We start from the raw sequence: 17,197 nt of genomic DNA on the forward strand, positions 1-17,197 counted from the left end.
AAAGACACATTATAGGAATTAACGTTTTTGAAATTATAAATAGTTATTTTATACACAAATAAGTAGAGAAATCCCCTTTTATGTGCTTTTTATAACATGTTTTGTGACTTTTTATGTACTTTTAAGGATGGCTATTCTTCTTATTTGAACCAGTTTGAACTAATGTATAATTGATAGAAATTGAATACACTACTCTTAGAGGGCATTTCGCCCTCTTTTATATTTTACAATAAGTGTAAAAAGGAGAGTCTTTATGCGTTACGGTTATGTTCGAGTATCTACAAAAGAACAAAATATTGATAGGCAATTTTCAGCCTTAGTAGAAAACAAATTATCAAAAGAAAATATTTTTATTGATTACGTTTCAGGAAAAGATTTTGACAGAATAGAATATCAAAAATTATTAACTACCTTGAAAGAGAATGATGAATTGGTTATAAAATCAATTGATAGATTGGGAAGGAACTATGATGAAATTTTAGAACAATGGCAATCGATTACTAAGAAAAAGAAAGTAAATATAACTGTTTTAGATTTCCCCTTATTAAATACAAAGAATAGCAATGATAATATCACAGGAAAACTAATCTCCGATATCGTTTTACAAGTCCTATCTTATGTGGCACAGTTTGAAAGAGAACAAATCAAACAAAGACAAATGGAAGGAATACGGGAAGCACAGAAAAAAGGGAAGAAATTCGGTAGACCAAAATTGGTTGTTCCGAATAATCTCCCTGATGTGATAGCTCAATATAAGAAAAAAGAAATAACCTTACGAGAAGGTGCAGACATCTTAGGAGTATCAAAAAGCACCTTTCACAATTGGATAAAAAATTCATAGTTCTTGTCAAAAAACCTAGGATTTTTTGGACAGAAAATACAGTCTATTTTAGAAGCGTTTTCGTTAGAAAAAAGGTTCTAAAATCCAGCATTTTGGCCAATTATTATTACACTTCCATTTTATCAAGTTTGTCCAAAAAAGTCTAGATTTTAGGACAAACTGATTATTTTACAATGAACAAAGATTGGAGAAAATCAAATGAACAAACAAACTAAAAAATTCACACTTGCAACTATCTCAGCTCTATCACTTCTTGGAGCTGGAATCATCACAGCTAATCAAGTATCAGCCAGCGAGAATATCGTACTCGGCCGCGACTCTAACGGCTCATCTATTAATCCGTCTTACAGTTTCAGAACATCTACAGGTTTGCAAATTGTCGGTATTAAAGGGACGTTCTTGAGCCCTGATAAACAAGCCATCGTAAACCGTATCAACGAAATTCGTAAAGAAGCTTATAATGAAGGTTTGGTCGACCGCTATGTTCCAGTTAAATGGTCGAATAGCCTTGAGCAAGCCTCACTTCGTAGAGCAGCCGAAGCTACGATGTCTAAATCTCATCATCGTATGACGGGCGAGGAATTGTATGGTGGAATATATTCTGATAATTTTGCTCATCTAGCTGGTAACTTAGCTTATGGTAGCAAAACTCCACTAGAAGCCATAGAAGATTTTTATTCAGAAAAACAAGATTTGAAATCAGGTTCAGGCGAGACAGGTCACTATACTCACATGATTGACCCTAGATGGACAACTGTCGCAATGTCGACCTTCACTAAAGATAAGTCATCTTGGCAGACGACATCACAGCTGTTTGCTGAAAACACTGGAGATTCTGACTCATTAGTTGGAAACTACGGCTCGTCAATCGTCTATACTGAAGCTTTGAATGACAAGTTATCCGATTTCGCACTAGACCGTAACGTTCAAATCAAGCCAGGCTCATCAAAAACAATTTATTTGACAGCTAAGTCTACTCAATCTAGAGAAATTTCTTCGATCGATTCGACAGTCATCATTCCTACAAATCGTGACTGGTCAAGTAGTGACACTTCCGTCGCAACAATCGACCGAGACGGAAACATTACCGCTCACAAATCAGGTACTACGACTATCACAGTCACATCAGATGGTAAAACGTATTCTGCAACTGTAACAGTATCAGCTAATGCTTCTGACCAAACTTCTAATTCTAGAGTTGATACAAATCCTCAAACTTGGACAAACGATCCAAACGAATATTTAGCTCGAGTTCGTCAAAGCTTCTCTGGCGGTAGCGGAAACTCTGGTTCATCTTCATGGATTCGCTCTGGTTCTCGTTGGTGGTTCAAACACTCCGACGGTTCTTACACAACTAACGGCTGGGAAAAAATCAATGGTGTTTGGTACCGTTTTGATAACTCTGGTTGGATGCAAACAGGCTGGGTAAAAGATAGTGGCACATGGTACTATCTAGAGGGCTCAGGCGCTATGAAGACTGGTTGGCTCAAAGATAACGGTAGCTGGTACTATCTTCAAGACTCAGGAGCTATGAAAACTGGCTGGATGAAGGTATCTGGTAAATGGTACTATGCTTATAACTCTGGTGCACTCGCAATCAATACGACGACCCCTGATGGCTATCGTGTCGATTACAATGGAGAATGGGTATAAAATAAACGTCTAATTATAGACCCAAAAAGAAATCTTAGGATGGAGAATTTAGTATGGGGATAATTAAAAAATATACTCCTGAAATTTCATTATTTTTATCAGTTTGTATTGCATTATTCATACCTTTTATATCTTCTAAAACATCTTTACCCCTTGGTATCAGTAATAATGATATTCATTCAAACATGGTGCAACAAATCATAGTTATGATTAAAGCAGAATACGTTTTTGCATATTTTGCATTTATCATTTCTATATTAGTTTTAAGATTCTTTCCACTAAAATTAGATATTAGACCATTTATTTTAGCTGGATTAATCTTTGTAGTCAGACAATTTTTGGTAGGAATGCAAAATGAAACAAGTATTGGATTACATATAGAAAGTAAGGCTGGCCCAGCTTATTACTTATTAGTTTTAGGGATTTTGAGCTATGTGATAACTAGCATAAAAAATTCCAAAAACAAACTCTTATATATATTACCCATTGTTTTACTCATTGAACCGACTTTTGATTTAATTACTTCATCAATTAGCCTAGGAATTTACTCATTAGTTGAATTATTAAAACCAATAATCCCCTTTTTTATTCTATTTCTTATTATCCTATTTGGAAGTTCAGGAGTTGAGGAAGTAGAGCCAGAGCCAGATTTAGTAACCCTAGAAGATGGAAAAGAGAAACACTATAAAAGAATAAAATAAACTTATCTGAATATATAAACAAAGCACTAAATCATATTTTCAATTTTTCAACCACAATTATATTGTTGTATCTTTTTCTAAACTATTATACCTCTTGAAAAATATGGAGAAAAATATGAATTTTACAAATTATTTATATCGTATGATAGGCTTACGTCTAAAAAACAAAATCAAAGTTTCATATACCACACAAGCTCAATTCACACGGAAAGTCAAAGATAAATTTCCAACTGAAGGTTCAGAGCTTCCAATAAACGAACCAACGTTATCAAACATTTTACAAGGTAAACCTGTAAACAGTAAATTTCTTATGTCTCAAGAAAAAATTGAAATTTTTGCAAAAATGTTCAATGTAACACATGAGGAAGTTATATTTGAATCAGAAAATGAAATTTTAAATTTTTTAAAATTTTCCCTTTTATTGATTTTATTCAATAACTCTGATTCCAATCCATTTATAGATACTCCTACTGATGATATTTTCTTTGGAAATGCAACCTATAAAAATATTTTTAAAGATTCATTCATAAAGGAAGAAATACTTATAAATGTTTCAAACAAGCTACTTATCAATATCATTTCATCATCGAAAACAGATACAGATTTGGATACTTATATAGATGCTTTTAACTATCATTGTGATGATTATATGGAATTCTTTATTGATTTCAAAAGGCTAATCTTCAATCATACACTACATACAAATTTTTTATTTGAATATATTTTGAATAGTGAAGAGAATTATCAAGTATTTATTAGTTCCTTCAATAATTTTATAGATATAAATTCAGATAAACTTCTTGAATTCTATAAAGAAAAAATCAAAAAAGAGATTCTTAAAGAGTCAAAAGGTAACAATGATAGTATATTCGCTAGACTCAATAATAATTTTTTTATTGAAGTATTTTCATCTAAACAATTTTTAAATTTATTAGATAGAAGCTTAAATATTGATAATTTCATATTATTTATAAGTAAAGCTAAACAAACAGTAAATGAATTTGCTACATCTTCATCTATCTGTATGTACTATGATAAGGACAAATTAGACAAAGATATAGAATACCTAAAGAAATTTTATAATGATAACCAAAATAAAAAAATTAAAAATCTAACCGAATTAAATCTAAATATACTAGATTTCATAGATTTAACGAATTTTTTGGAAAATCAACTTATTTAGAAAGATAATAACACACATTAACATATAAGTATCAATTCGTGGCAGTCGCATAAGCGACTGCTTTTATGTTCCTCTCATTATAGTTTTGAAACGATAATTATAGTTTCAAAACTAGTAATGACTTCTATCCTATTGTGGTTTAGAATGGAACCATAAGCGCTTATAAAAAAATAAGAAAGGAATCAGCAAATCCTAGGCTTGCTGATTATAAATAATAACTATGTTTAAAATGAAAGCTAAATCTGGCTATTCTAGCCAGCTATTTCAAGAAATTTTCGATAACGAAAAAACTGCTATTGTATTGTCCCCTGAAGCGAATATTCGCATGAAATACGTTGATAATAGCCCAACAAACGAAATTGACTCATATCGTTATTGGTTCGTTATTAAAGGAGAACAGCCTTTTGAGGTTAAATTCTCAGCTCAACAAACTATCGAACAATTTGACGAGATTGAATTTCAAGGTGCAGAGGCCTGCAATGTCAGAGGAAACATCTATTTCCGAGCGAACTCTGTAACCGTATTAAACAAAGGAGGTAAGTAATCAATGGTATTTCCATTTATGCAATCAGAAAATAAACGGGAGTTTGTAGTAAACGCCGACTATCTTGTCCAGTCTGTGGAGCTAGGGTTGAGGAACAGCTCTATTGCTTCAACTACAAATTCCTTCCAAGTCATATATGGTGACAATTATCTAGACTTTGTCCCAAGGTTTCCTTGTGCGTACATTTTGGATAACAATCTATACCAACAAATTTTTCAAATTTTATCTACAAGTGCCTACCCTATGTTGACATTTCTTAAACAGCCATCGGCCTATATTGTCAAACGTGATGGTGATGGTGTAAGCATTAACACTAGTCGTGCTTTTAGGTTTCCATTCTTTAGGGGAATACCTGAAAGATTGACGTATCAAAAGCTATCTGATGTCAGCGTTCAAAACGAAAGTTTTGAACTCATGAAAAATTATCGAATTGATTTCAATCGCATCGTTCATTGCTTGATTGCTGGTTCTTCTGGTTCTGGAAAGAGCTACGCTTTGACCTATCTAATCTCTGTTATTAATCAATTTGCTCATGTAACAGTCGTGGACCCCAAGTGCGATTCTATCTCTCGCTACTGCTTAAAACAGAACATACCTGTTCTTTATCAAGAGAAAGACTTCTCATCTGATGAATTTGTTTCCAAGGTAAACAGCTTGCTAAAAGTGGAACTAGATACTATCTATGAAAGACAATCGGAGCTTCTTGAAAATCCTTCTAAAAAATTTCAACATCGTTGTCTGGTGATTGATGAATTGCTTGCTTTAACATCTTTGACTTCTAAAAATGTCAAAGATACCTTTTTTGCACTATTATCCAATATTGCACTACTTGGACGAGCAACATCTGTCCACCTAATCCTAGTGAGCCAGCGGATGGATACAAACGCTTTACCTATTGCCGTTAGAGAGCAGTGTAATTTCTTGATACAACTTGGTTTAATCAACAGAAAAACGACAACGTTTTTATTCCCAGACTTAGATTCAGAGACAGGAATTGTCATTCCTAACGGAAAAGGAACTGGTATTGTTCAAGTCATTGATGGTATAACACCACCTAATGTCATGCCATTGCTTATACCAACATTTAAAGGAGAAAATATATGAAAAACATTAACAATAGAATTATAATAAATAGCACTGTCATTACCGATAAACTCTACTACTTACTGCCTTTAGAGTTACTCTTGAGCTTTCTGTGGAGTTTATCTCTAGCAGGTATATGGTTTGTTAGCCAAGTTAGCACCATTATCTCTTGGGACGTTTGGAGCCAAATTTTAGATAATTTTCAAATAGCACAATCTATACTACTTAAAGCAATGACTATCGTTCTTATCATCTATCTTTTAGCGCATATCCTTCTTTGCATCGTATGGATAAAAGAAGATAAGTTTTTCAACTTTTTCCGAACAGTAAATCGATTAAGGATAGTACGAAAACAAATGCTAAAGAGAGGCGGTGAAATCGATAGTGAGGTTGTAAAAGAGTACAAAACTATTGTTCAATCTATCAGATGTACTATAACTCATGAATATATCCTAGTTATTATACCATGGGCAGAAAACTCAGATATTGATACAATTTTACAAAAAAAATTACTTTTTTTGTACGACTATCTTACAAGAGTCTATCGTGAAATATATACATTCTCTCCCAAAGATAGTACTTCACTTAATCATATAATACAAGGGACGAGAAAGCATAATTGATTTGTATACCAGCGGAGCTTGCCGTAAGGCAAGAGCTCCGAGCTGGTTTTATGTTCCAATTTAGTCAGGACAGAACTATACTACTTCTGGGCTTGTTATTGAAGTAGTATAATGTTGTTCCATTGTTCCAAAAATAAAGGAGTTTTAAATGGTAAAAGCACGCAATGTTATGTTTGTTCAACAAATAGACTATTTCAAAACATCAAATATTCAATCTATAATTAAAGAACTAACAGATGTTCTAAAACCAATTCGCTTCGCAGGAATTTTACATGATAAAGACATAGGAAGTGACGGAACTGCTGTAGCTCCTCATATCCATCTTATCCTTCAATTTGAAAGCGCTAGAAGTCTAAATAATCTAGCTAAACTAACTAGTCAACCAATACAATGTTTTGAACAGTGGCGTGGTTCTATAAATAATGCTTACTCTTATTTAGTTCATCATACTTCGTCAGACCAAGATAAATATCAATATTCTCCCAAAGAAGTCATTGCTAACTTTGATTATCTTGTTCTATTAGAGACCATCGAAAAAAATGTGAGAAAAAGGAACGAAGTAAATGATAGTATGATAATAGATAATCTCTTAGATTTGCTTTACGCAGGAGAAATTACGAAATCTGAGATTGAAGAACGACTCACTGGTTCACAATATGCTAAAGCTAAGCATAAAATAGATACAGTTCACTTAAAAAGATTAGAAATTCAAGCTGAATCATGGAGACACGAGATGAAAAATAAAAATGCTATCGTGACTATTATTTGGCTTTTTGGAAAAGCTGGGACAGGAAAAACGAGGTTAGCTCGACAATATGCAGAACAATTTGACCCAAATTATTTTATAACAGGTTCTATACGAGACCCTTTCCAACAGTATAATCTAGAACATGTAGTTATATTAGATGAGTTGAGACCTCATCAATTCGATTATTCCGACTTACTCAAAATGTTTGACCCATACAATGACAGAGCAATGGCTAGCAGTCGTTATTTTGACAAACCTCTTTTAGCTAATGTATACATCATTACAAGTCCATACTCCCCATATAATTTTTTCTTAGAATTAACAAAGAAGAAACAAACAAGCCACATTGATTCTTGGGGACAATTAATGAGAAGACTAACACTAGTCATAGAAATCTCAAAAGAATATCTACAGTTCTATAAGTATTCTCCATTAGACCAGATGTTCTATGTTGACCATATGAAAAAACTATCAAATCCATTTAAAGATGAAAATGAAGAAACAAATATAATTCATAACAACTCTTATGAGCTTTTTCTAGAATTAAATCAGGAGGAAAATAATGAAAAACACATATAATTATCTTTTAAATAGAGAACAAGCTAGTAACTTCCTAGGAATTGATGAAAAATCATTTGATAAGTATATCAGGTCAAGCAATAACTTAAAACGCTTTATGATAGGAAGCAGAGAACGATACACTAGAAAAGAATTAATGCGTTTCATCACAGAAAATTTAGTCTAATTTTAAAATTATGATTGATATATAAATAAAATCTGATTATAATAAATCTGTATTCTATTTTCTATCAATCTTTTTATTTTAGAAAGGATTGAAATTATGGCAAGTATTGTCAAAGTTGGAAAAAAATATAAAGTCCAAATTTCACTTTATAAACAAGGTCAGCACAAAAAAATGATAAAAACTTTTAAAAACAAATCCGATGCTGAGCTATGGGCTTTAGAACAAGAACTAGAAAAAGGAAAGGGGAAAAATTTAGCCGACCGTGATACCTATTTTCCTGATTTCTTTGAACACTGGATTTATCTAGTAAAACAAAAAGATGTTAGAGAAAGTACCTTTCAAAATTATCAAAAAGCTTTAAAAATCATTCAAGAGCTTTTTGATGGTATCAAATTAAAAGACCTAAACGACATTGTTGTCCAAATGAAAATTGATAATTATGCTCAATCTCATTCACGGAAAACTACACACGAATTACTCTTAAAAATAAAAACATCATTGAGATATGCTTATTCTAAAGGATATATAGCAATAGATTTTTTACCTCTAGTAAAAGCTAGAGGCGAAGACAAACCAAAACGAAATAAGTCGCTTTCAATTACTGATTTTAGAAAACTACGAACTTACCTGTTACAACATACAGAAGATGAATTTAATATTCTCGTTCTGCTTGCTTTAGAAACTGGGATGAGAAGAGGGGAATTACTAGGGATTCGTCCAGAATATTTATTTCCATACGGAATTAAAGTAAGAGAATCAATTAGCCCAACTTCTAGCGATACCTCTTTAAAAACTCAAAATTCAAAACGGGATGTCACCATCAATAAAGAAGTCTATGATTTATTAACTGCTATTCCAGTTAAATCAAATGGCTATATTTTTTCAAGAGAGAACTTCCAACAGTCTGCAAAATTAACCAGACTATTGAAAAAAATTGGACTTCCAAGAACAACCTTTCACGGACTCCGTGATACTCATGCTTCTTTCTTATTTTCACAAGATATTGATATTGTATATGTCTCAAGAAGATTAGGACATGTAAATATACAAACCACTCAAAACTATTATCTTGAACTGATGCCAGAAAAAAGACACCAGCAAGACGCTGATGCCTTAAATTTATTAAGCTCTTTATCCAAAGGATAATTTGAACAGACTTGAACCAAAAAGTCCGTACAAAGATTGTCTCAATAGGCTTTTTACTAATGTTTTTGAAATTGAAAAATATCCAAATAAATAAACTATAAACAACAATAATAGAACTATGCTATATTTCTTATTCAAAACATTCCTCCCTATATATTTTTGATTACCAATCTTAATCATTTACAACTACATTCTAACAAACTATAAAAGCGTTTGTCGAATTGAATTTATCAAGCAAGCGACCAACTATCTCATCTTTTTTCTATTTCTGTCAATATGCGTGATAGGTAGTAATGATAGCCAAAAATAGCAAGAGCAAGCAAGAGGATAAGAACTCCTACTCCCAAGCTAATGGCAAGGATAGGGGAGAGAGACCGAACCAAGAATAAGCTCCCAATTACAAGGGCCATTAAGAGAACACTATAAACCAAAATCAAAACAATTGATACTATACGATTTGAACGGTTCACCAGGTCCGTAATGCTACTCCAATTGGTTGACAGATTTTTCACGTCCTTAAAGTAATTGTGGCAAGAAAGGATGACACTGGCAAGGATCCAGGCCACAAGAAGGTAAATCATCGAAAGGATGGGCAAGCCTAGATATAGAGAAAGGCCAAGTAAAGTCAGAACTGGTAAAAAAGACTGGACAGCAAATATAATCCAAAATTTCACTTTCACATAACGAGCAAAGTCAAAGGGTAAACTCTTAAGAAAATCAACATTTTCCCTCTCCAAGGACAAGGCAATTGAATGCAGGCTGGTGATATTGTTATTGACAACTGCTATAAAGAGAGCTATAAAAAACAAGGGTAACCAGTATGGAGGATGAATGTCTGGAACTATCTGAGAATCTCGAATTTTGGAAATCAGACCGATCATCATGAGATAAGGAAGAAAAGCACTTGTAAAAAGCACTGTGACCACGCCAGTTCCCTGTCCCAAGAGGGTGAGGTGGTAGCGTAAAACCATACGGAAAAAGCTCTTTTTATTAGTAGTTGAAATTCTCTCCTTATTGCGACGTTCTTTCTTGACCTTCTCCTCACTATTAAGCAGAATCACGTCATAAAAATGAGGAAGAACCTTCTTTTTGGTCAGGTAAAGCAGGAAGAGAGTTAGTCCTATCCAAGCGAGTAGACCCAGGATGGCTTCTGTCGAAAAAGGAGCCACTGCTATTTTGTAAAAGATATGAAGAGGATAAAGGAGAAATGGAATGTCTCTAACTTTGTCAACAATACTTCCAAAAGTCGACTGTAGAAAGAGGACAAATATTAAAGGTATGAGAACTCCTATCCCAATCATCACATTCGAAAAAATAGACTGATACTTTCTGAAGACCGTAGTCTGAGCCAAGAAATGTACTGCCACTACCATCACTAAAGTAACAGAGACAAATAATAAGGCCAAGGACAGCAGCATCAAAGGCAAGCCCAGCCAAAGAGAAGGAGCTAGCCTAATATAGAGGACTAGAAAATAAGCTAGGATTGGTACAATTCCAGCTAGAGCTGGCAAGAGAACAGACAGTCCTTTGGCAATTATAATCTCTGATTCTTTAAAGGCATAGGGCCTATACGATGCCAAGTCCTTACTCTCATAAAAGACATTGTAAAATGCAGTGAAAGAAGTTGAAAAGGCAAGCACCAGTAAAATAGCAACCATGCTACTAAAAAAACTTGGCATTTCCTCAAAAGGAAAACGAAAGGCTATATTTATAAACATGATAAGCATCAAGAGACTAGAAAAAATGTAAGAACTTAGGACTCTAGCGGAAACATTTACTTTTTTCCCAGGATTTTTAGCTTGCTTCTTTCGTAGGTTAGCCAGATTAGCTTCTTGAGATGAATAGAGGATATTGATATCAACTAATTTTTTAATGACCTTGAGACGCATCTGAAACCTCCTCTTTTCTACCAGCAAGGCTAAGGTAGATACTTTCCAAAGACTGGTCTGGATGGTCTTTCCTCAAGTCCTCTACGCTACCACAATAAATCAAATGCCCCTTTTTTAAAATGGCAATCCGATCACAGACTTGCTCGGCTACCTCTAGGACATGAGTTGAAAACAAGACTGTCTTGCCTTTTTGCGCATGTTCCTTCATCATTTGCTTCAAATCAAAGGCAGCCTGGGGATCCAAACCAGTCAAGGGTTCGTCCAAGATCCAAATATCAGGATCAGACAAGAGTGCCCCGATGACAAAGACTTTCTGACGCATTCCGTGAGAAAGGGTTTCAATAACCTGATAGCGGTTTTCAGCAAAATCAAAAACGTTCAATAGCCTAGCTAGACTAGCCTCCAAGTCAGAGCTGGTCAGATCATAGGATGAGGCGATCAATTCCCAAAATTCATTGGCCGTTAAGCGTAAAAATAAGTCAGGCGAGTCTGCTACGTAGCCAATCTTTCGTTTAATAGCTAAACGATTTTCCGATAACTCCTGACCGTCTACCAAAATACGACCACTGCTGGGTGAAATGATACTGACTAGGGATTTTATAGTGGTCGATTTTCCAGCCCCATTATGGCCAATCAAGCCCATAATCTCTCCATTTTCAATCTGCAAATTGAGATTGCTCAAGGCCTCTTTATCACCATACAACTTACTAACATTTTGAAATTCAATCATGGGATGACTCCTATCTTTATCTATATTACATACCATTATACTAGCACTTTGATACAAAAAAATCAATACTTTATTTTAAGTAGTTAAAATAGTTTTCTTCTATCTTACGCAAACGTTTGAGCTAACCAATACTTTATGATAGAATAAAGAACAAGATTGACAAGTAAGAGGAAACATCATGCAAAATCAAACACTCATGCAATACTTTGAATGGTATCTGCCCCACGACGGTCAGCACTGGACGCGTCTGGCTGAAGATGCTCAACACCTAGCTGATCTGGGAATTAGTCACGTCTGGATGCCACCAGCCTTCAAGGCCACCAACGAAAAAGATGTCGGCTATGGGGTCTATGACCTATTTGACCTTGGTGAGTTCAACCAAAAAGGGACTGTCCGCACCAAGTATGGTTTCAAAGAAGACTATCTTCAATCAATTCAAGCCCTTAAAGCGCAGGGAATTCAACCTATGGCCGATGTGGTTCTCAATCACAAGGCTGCAGCCGATCACATGGAAGCCTTTCAGGTTATCGAAGTGGATCCAGTAGACCGTACGGTTGAACTTGGAGAACCCTTCACCATCAATGGCTGGACTAGCTTTACCTTCGATGGTCGCCAAGATACCTACAATGACTTCCACTGGCACTGGTACCACTTCACAGGTACAGACTATGATGCCAAACGCCGTAAGTCTGGGATTTATCTCATTCAAGGAGACAACAAGGGCTGGGCAAACGAGGAATTGGTCGATAACGAAAACGGTAACTACGACTATCTCATGTATGCCGACCTAGACTTTAAACATCCTGAAGTCATCCAAAATATCTATGACTGGGCTGACTGGTTCATGGAAACGACTGGTATTGCTGGTTTCCGCTTGGATGCCGTCAAACACATCGATTCCTTCTTTATGCGTAATTTTATCCGCGATATGAAGGAAAAATACGGTGAGGATTTCTATGTTTTTGGTGAATTTTGGAATCCTGACAAGGAAGCCAATCTAGACTATCTTGAAAAAACGGAAGAACGCTTTGACCTCGTTGATGTTCGTCTCCACCAGAATCTCTTTGAAGCCAGTCAAGCTGGATCAAGCTACGACCTTCGTGGCATTTTCACAGATAGCTTGGTTGAACTCAAGCCTGACAAGGCTGTAACCTTTGTCGACAACCATGATACCCAACGAGGTCAGGCCCTTGAGTCTACAGTTGAAGAATGGTTCAAACCAACAGCCTATGCCCTCATTCTATTACGCCAAGATGGCCTTCCATGTGTCTTTTACGGAGACTACTATGGTATTTCAGGGAAATACGCCCAAGAAGATTTCAAAGAAGTCCTTGACCGTCTCCTAGCCATCCGAAAAGATTTGGCCTATGGAGAGCAAACAGACTACTTTGATCATGCTAACTGTATCGGTTGGGTACGTTCAGGTGCTGAAAATCAATCCCCAATCGCAGTCCTTATCTCAAATGACCAAGAAAACAGCAAGTCAATGTTTGTCGGCCAAGAATGGGCTAACCAAACCTTTGTAGATTTACTTGAAAACCACCAAGGTCAAATTACAATTGATGAGGAAGGTTATGGACAATTCCCAGTCTCAGAAAGATCTGTAAGTGTCTGGGCAGCCAATACTATCTAATATCTCATAATAACCAAGCCAAGTCCAATCGGATTTGGCTTTTTTGCATTCACAAAAAGACCTACCCAAATGGATAGATCTTTATACTCAATGAAAATCAAAGAGCAAACTAGGAAGCTAGCCGCAGGCTGTACTTGAGTACGGCAAGGTGAAGCTGACGTTGTTTGAATTTAATTTTCGAAGAGTATTACTTGATTACAATTTACCTGCTACTGCATCCAACAATTCTTGGATTTTAGCTTGGTTGCTTCCTCCTGCCATGGCCATATCTGGTTTACCACCACCACGTCCATCGACGATTGGTGCCAATTCTTTGACAAGGTTTCCTGCATGAAGGTCTTTTGTCTTGCTTGCTACAAGGACATTGACTTTGTCACCGATAGCGGCAACTAGGACAAGAAGATCAGAGTAGTCTTTTTGTTTCCAGTTGTCCGCAAAGGTACGAAGGGCACCAGCATCTGATACAGATACTTGGCTAGCAATGTAACGGTGACCATTGACTTCCTTCACATCCTTGAAGATATCGCCTGCGGCTGCAGCTGCGGCTTTTTCTTTCAACTCAGCATTTTCTTTTTGCAATTGACGAAGTTGTTCTTGAAGTCCTTCTACCTTGTGAGGTACTTCTTTAAGTTGAGGTGCTTTCAAGGTTGCTGCGACAGCTTTAAGAGCGTCTTCTTGTTCACGGTAGGCTTCAAAGGCTTCCTTACCAGTCACTGCCAAGATACGGCGAGTTCCTGATCCAATCCCTTCTTCTTTGACAATCTTGAAGAGACCAATCTCAGAAGTGTTGCCAACGTGGGTACCACCACAAAGCTCGATAGAGTAGTCACCGATAGTAACAACACGAACTTCCTTGCCGTATTTCTCACCAAAAAGGGCCATCGCTCCCATTTCCTTGGCAGTGTCAATATCCGTTTCAACTGTCTTCACTTCAAGTGCTTCCCAGATTTTCTCGTTAACTTGCTGTTCAATGGCACGCAATTCTTCAGCAGTTACTGCTTGGAAGTGGGTAAAGTCAAAACGAAGGAATTCGACTTCGTTAAGAGACCCTGCTTGTGTCGCATGGTTTCCAAGGATATTGTGAAGGGCAGCGTGAAGCAAGTGAGTCGCTGTGTGGTTTTTCATGACACGGTGACGACGATTGGTATCAATTGCCAAGGTATATTCTTGGTTCAAGGCAAGCGGTGCAAGGACTTCAACAGTGTGAAGAGCTTGTCCGTTTGGTGCTTTTTGAACATTTGTCACAGTAGCCACGACCTTACCTGACTCATCCAAGATTTGTCCGTGGTCAGCTACCTGTCCACCCATTTCAGCGTAGAATGGCGTTTCCGCAAAAATAAGTGAGGCAGTTCCTTCTGATACAGCTTCTACTTCTGCATTGTCAGCCACGATAGCGACCAATTTAGAAGACAATTGAGATGCTTCATAGTTAAAGCGGCTTTCCACTGTGATGTTTTGAAGGGTTTCATTTTGCATTCCCATTGAGCCACCCTTGACAGCTGAGGCACGCGCGCGTTCTTGCTGTTCTTTCATGGCTGCTTCAAAACCTTCACGGTCTACAGTCATGCCAGCTTCTTCAGCAATTTCTTCTGTCAATTCAACTGGAAATCCATAAGTGTCATAAAGTTTAAATACATCTGAACCAGCAATGACAGATTGACCTTTTTCTTTCAAGTCTGCTACGATACCTTGGGCAAAGTGTTGACCTGAGTGAAGGGTACGGGCAAATGATTCTTCTTCGCTCTTAACGATTTTTTCGATAAAGTCACGTTTTTCAAGCACTTCTGGGTAATAGCTTTCCATGATTTTTCCAACAGTTGGAACGAGTTTGTAAAGGAAAGTTTCATTGATACCCAATTTTTGACCATGCATAGAAGCACGACGGAGAAGACGACGAAGGACATAACCACGACCTTCATTTCCTGGAAGAGCACCATCACCGATGGCAAATGAAAGTGAACGGATGTGGTCAGCGATAACCTTAAAGCTCATGTTGTCGCCATCTTGGTCATAGACCTTACCAGACAATTTCTCCACTTCACGAATGATTGGCATGAAGAGGTCCGTTTCGAAGTTGGTCTTAGCCCCTTGGATAACTGCCACCAAACGTTCCAAACCAGCGCCCGTATCAATGTTCTTGTGTGGCAATTCCTTGTATTCGCTACGAGGAACAGCAGGGTCTGCGTTAAATTGTGACAAAACGATGTTCCAGATTTCGATGTAACGGTCATTTTCGATGTCTTCTGCAAGAAGGCGAAGACCGATATTTTCTGGGTCAAAAGCTTCTCCACGGTCAAAGAAAATCTCTGTATCTGGTCCAGAAGGTCCTGCACCGATTTCCCAGAAGTTGTCCTCGATTGGAATCAAATGACTTGGATCCACTCCCACTTCAATCCAGCGGTTGTATGAATCTTTATCTTCTGGATAGTAGGTCATATAAAGTTTTTCAGCTGGGAAGTCAAACCATTCAGGGCTTGTCAAAAGCTCATATGCCCAAGTGATAGCTTCATCACGGAAGTAATCCCCGATTGAGAAGTTCCCCAACATTTCAAACATGGTATGGTGACGTGCTGTCTTCCCTACGTTTTCAATGTCGTTTGTACGGATAGCCTTTTGCGCATTGGTAATACGTGGATTTTCAGGGATAATGGTTCCGTCAAAGTATTTCTTAAGGGTTGCTACCCCAGAGTTGATCCACAAAAGAGTTGGGTCATTTACAGGAACCAAACTCACTGATGGTTCTACAGAGTGACCTTTGGTCGCCCAGAAATCAAGCCACATTTGGCGTACTTGTGCACTAGATAGTTGTTTCATATTGTCTCCTTATTTACTTGTTTAATGTGATTGGCTTTCCAGCATTTCCACATAGTCAATCGCGACACAGAGGGAAATGACTAGGTCTGCATAAGCGTCCTCAAGAACCGTTACGTTATAGGTAGAGGTCAGATGGAAGAGTTCCTTCTTAATTTCCGCAATCAGCTGATCGCGATCATCCAGCAATTTGAAATCCAAATCCCAGATATTGCCCTCGATACGAAGACCTAGATTATCAAACTCATACTTATCTCGCCAGAAGGTCAACTTCTTACGAATGACAAAACTCGAGCCATCCCGAAGCTGAATCTCAAAACGAGGGAGCAAGGTCAAGATTTCTTTACTGATCTGACTGACTTGTTCACCATAGGCGTCATAGATAGTAAAGGTTTTGGGAATTTGGAAAAATGATCCCTCCACCTGATAGGCGATTTCTCCTCTATCATCCTTGATAGCAAAGCGTTCGCCTCCAAGACGAAACTTTTGTTTAACAAGAAATGTTTTCATCAACACCTCCAAAAATCAAAAAACAAGCTCATATCACGAAGGGCGAAAAACCGCGGTACCACCTTCATTCAATGAACTTGTCATTCTCTTATTCTTATGCAATTGTATGATTGAGTAGCATGACTTTCTAGCTTAGATGGCTCGCAGCACCGCCATTTCTCTGGACTAAGACAAGTGAAAATCAATTCTCAACTTTATTATTATAACGTTTTTTGGGTTCTTCGTCAACTGGAAATCATCTTATGAGATAGACACTGTCATTAAAGGCTAACTTCTCAAAGTAACTTCCACTTGCCTGACCAAAGTGGAAATTAGTCTAAAACGGATTTTTATGGTGGAATTAAGTGTGAGACGTTT

Annotated in this window: 15 protein-coding genes; 11 read left to right on the forward strand and 4 right to left on the reverse strand. The window is 36.8% G+C overall.

The annotated features are described in order from the left end of the window. Positions 1-253: 253 nt before the first annotated feature. The 10 genes from RYL77_RS02625 (at position 254) to RYL77_RS02670 (ending at position 9,267) form a co-directional block, all read left to right on the forward strand. On the forward strand, positions 254-841 hold the full coding sequence (locus tag RYL77_RS02625) for a recombinase family protein (RefSeq protein WP_315009655.1): 588 nt from the start codon (positions 254-256) through the stop codon (positions 839-841). 198 nt (positions 842-1,039) lie between these two features. After that, positions 1,040-2,494: a CAP domain-containing protein gene (locus RYL77_RS02630; RefSeq protein ID WP_315009657.1), complete on the forward strand. Its 1,455-nt coding sequence runs from the start codon at positions 1,040-1,042 to the stop codon at positions 2,492-2,494. A gap of 53 nt (positions 2,495-2,547) precedes the next feature. Beyond that, on the forward strand, positions 2,548-3,195 hold the full coding sequence (locus tag RYL77_RS02635; RefSeq protein WP_315009659.1) for a hypothetical protein: 648 nt from the start codon (positions 2,548-2,550) through the stop codon (positions 3,193-3,195). Positions 3,196-3,310: 115 nt separating this feature from the next. Next, positions 3,311-4,378, forward strand: a complete 1,068-nt coding sequence (locus RYL77_RS02640; RefSeq protein ID WP_315009661.1) for a hypothetical protein — start codon at positions 3,311-3,313, stop codon at positions 4,376-4,378. Positions 4,379-4,607: 229 nt separating this feature from the next. After that, a complete protein-coding gene (locus tag RYL77_RS02645; RefSeq protein WP_315009663.1) occupies positions 4,608-4,922 on the forward strand; it encodes a hypothetical protein in 315 nt (104 codons plus the stop codon). A gap of 3 nt (positions 4,923-4,925) precedes the next feature. Then, complete coding sequence (locus tag RYL77_RS02650) at positions 4,926-6,026, forward strand: cell division protein FtsK (RefSeq protein ID WP_315009665.1); 1,101 nt, start codon at positions 4,926-4,928, stop codon at positions 6,024-6,026. After that, positions 6,023-6,628 carry a hypothetical protein gene (locus RYL77_RS02655; RefSeq protein WP_315009668.1) on the forward strand — a complete coding sequence of 202 codons (606 nt, stop codon included), beginning with the start codon at positions 6,023-6,025 and terminating at the stop codon, positions 6,626-6,628. The genes RYL77_RS02650 and RYL77_RS02655 overlap by 4 nt, the downstream gene beginning before the upstream one ends. 148 nt (positions 6,629-6,776) lie before the next feature. After that, positions 6,777-7,955 (forward strand): Rep family protein, encoded by a 1,179-nt coding sequence (locus tag RYL77_RS02660; protein WP_315009670.1) that lies wholly within the window; start codon positions 6,777-6,779, stop codon positions 7,953-7,955. Further along, on the forward strand, positions 7,939-8,121 hold the full coding sequence (locus RYL77_RS02665; RefSeq protein ID WP_049523993.1) for a hypothetical protein: 183 nt from the start codon (positions 7,939-7,941) through the stop codon (positions 8,119-8,121). Before RYL77_RS02660 ends, RYL77_RS02665 begins: the two co-directional genes overlap by 17 nt. 96 nt (positions 8,122-8,217) lie before the next feature. Continuing rightward, the gene (locus tag RYL77_RS02670; RefSeq protein ID WP_315009673.1) at positions 8,218-9,267 is read left to right on the forward strand and encodes a site-specific integrase; all 1,050 of its coding nucleotides are present in this window, start codon (positions 8,218-8,220) and stop codon (positions 9,265-9,267) included. Between the two features lie 251 nt (positions 9,268-9,518). Here RYL77_RS02670 and RYL77_RS02675 read toward each other — a convergent pair whose 3' ends face one another. Together RYL77_RS02675 and RYL77_RS02680 are read right to left on the reverse strand one after the other, a co-directional pair. Beyond that, positions 9,519-11,156, reverse strand: coding sequence for a hypothetical protein (locus tag RYL77_RS02675; protein ID WP_315009674.1), 1,638 nt, complete (start codon positions 11,154-11,156; stop codon positions 9,519-9,521). Beyond that, positions 11,137-11,886, reverse strand: a complete 750-nt coding sequence (locus RYL77_RS02680; protein ID WP_315009676.1) for an ABC transporter ATP-binding protein — start codon at positions 11,884-11,886, stop codon at positions 11,137-11,139. The genes RYL77_RS02675 and RYL77_RS02680 overlap by 20 nt, the downstream gene beginning before the upstream one ends. A gap of 178 nt (positions 11,887-12,064) precedes the next feature. Here RYL77_RS02680 and RYL77_RS02685 point away from each other — a divergent pair, with 178 nt between their 5' ends. Continuing rightward, positions 12,065-13,519 carry an alpha-amylase gene (locus RYL77_RS02685; RefSeq protein ID WP_315009678.1) on the forward strand — a complete coding sequence of 485 codons (1,455 nt, stop codon included), beginning with the start codon at positions 12,065-12,067 and terminating at the stop codon, positions 13,517-13,519. A gap of 195 nt (positions 13,520-13,714) precedes the next feature. Here RYL77_RS02685 and alaS read toward each other — a convergent pair whose 3' ends face one another. Both alaS and RYL77_RS02695 read right to left on the reverse strand, forming a co-directional pair. Further along, complete coding sequence (alaS, locus tag RYL77_RS02690; protein ID WP_315009680.1) at positions 13,715-16,333, reverse strand: alanine--tRNA ligase; 2,619 nt, start codon at positions 16,331-16,333, stop codon at positions 13,715-13,717. Between the two features lie 21 nt (positions 16,334-16,354). Beyond that, on the reverse strand, positions 16,355-16,840 hold the full coding sequence (locus RYL77_RS02695) for an LURP-one-related/scramblase family protein (RefSeq protein WP_315009682.1): 486 nt from the start codon (positions 16,838-16,840) through the stop codon (positions 16,355-16,357). Positions 16,841-17,197 lie beyond the last annotated feature (357 nt).

The sequence above is a fragment of the uncultured Streptococcus sp. genome, from assembly GCF_963516515.1.
Lineage (GTDB): Bacteria > Bacillota > Bacilli > Lactobacillales > Streptococcaceae > Streptococcus.

Coding starts and splice junctions, on each gene's coding strand:
- RYL77_RS02625 (WP_315009655.1), top strand. CDS start 254: ATGCGTTACGGTTATGTTCGAGTATCTACAAAAGAACAAAATATTGAT.
- RYL77_RS02630 (WP_315009657.1), top strand. CDS start 1,040: ATGAACAAACAAACTAAAAAATTCACACTTGCAACTATCTCAGCTCTA.
- RYL77_RS02635 (WP_315009659.1), top strand. CDS start 2,548: ATGGGGATAATTAAAAAATATACTCCTGAAATTTCATTATTTTTATCA.
- RYL77_RS02640 (WP_315009661.1), top strand. CDS start 3,311: ATGAATTTTACAAATTATTTATATCGTATGATAGGCTTACGTCTAAAA.
- RYL77_RS02645 (WP_315009663.1), top strand. CDS start 4,608: ATGAAAGCTAAATCTGGCTATTCTAGCCAGCTATTTCAAGAAATTTTC.
- RYL77_RS02650 (WP_315009665.1), top strand. CDS start 4,926: ATGGTATTTCCATTTATGCAATCAGAAAATAAACGGGAGTTTGTAGTA.
- RYL77_RS02655 (WP_315009668.1), top strand. CDS start 6,023: ATGAAAAACATTAACAATAGAATTATAATAAATAGCACTGTCATTACC.
- RYL77_RS02660 (WP_315009670.1), top strand. CDS start 6,777: ATGGTAAAAGCACGCAATGTTATGTTTGTTCAACAAATAGACTATTTC.
- RYL77_RS02665 (WP_049523993.1), top strand. CDS start 7,939: ATGAAAAACACATATAATTATCTTTTAAATAGAGAACAAGCTAGTAAC.
- RYL77_RS02670 (WP_315009673.1), top strand. CDS start 8,218: ATGGCAAGTATTGTCAAAGTTGGAAAAAAATATAAAGTCCAAATTTCA.
- RYL77_RS02675 (WP_315009674.1), bottom strand. CDS start 11,156: ATGCGTCTCAAGGTCATTAAAAAATTAGTTGATATCAATATCCTCTAT.
- RYL77_RS02680 (WP_315009676.1), bottom strand. CDS start 11,886: ATGATTGAATTTCAAAATGTTAGTAAGTTGTATGGTGATAAAGAGGCC.
- RYL77_RS02685 (WP_315009678.1), top strand. CDS start 12,065: ATGCAAAATCAAACACTCATGCAATACTTTGAATGGTATCTGCCCCAC.
- alaS (WP_315009680.1), bottom strand. CDS start 16,333: ATGAAACAACTATCTAGTGCACAAGTACGCCAAATGTGGCTTGATTTC.
- RYL77_RS02695 (WP_315009682.1), bottom strand. CDS start 16,840: ATGAAAACATTTCTTGTTAAACAAAAGTTTCGTCTTGGAGGCGAACGC.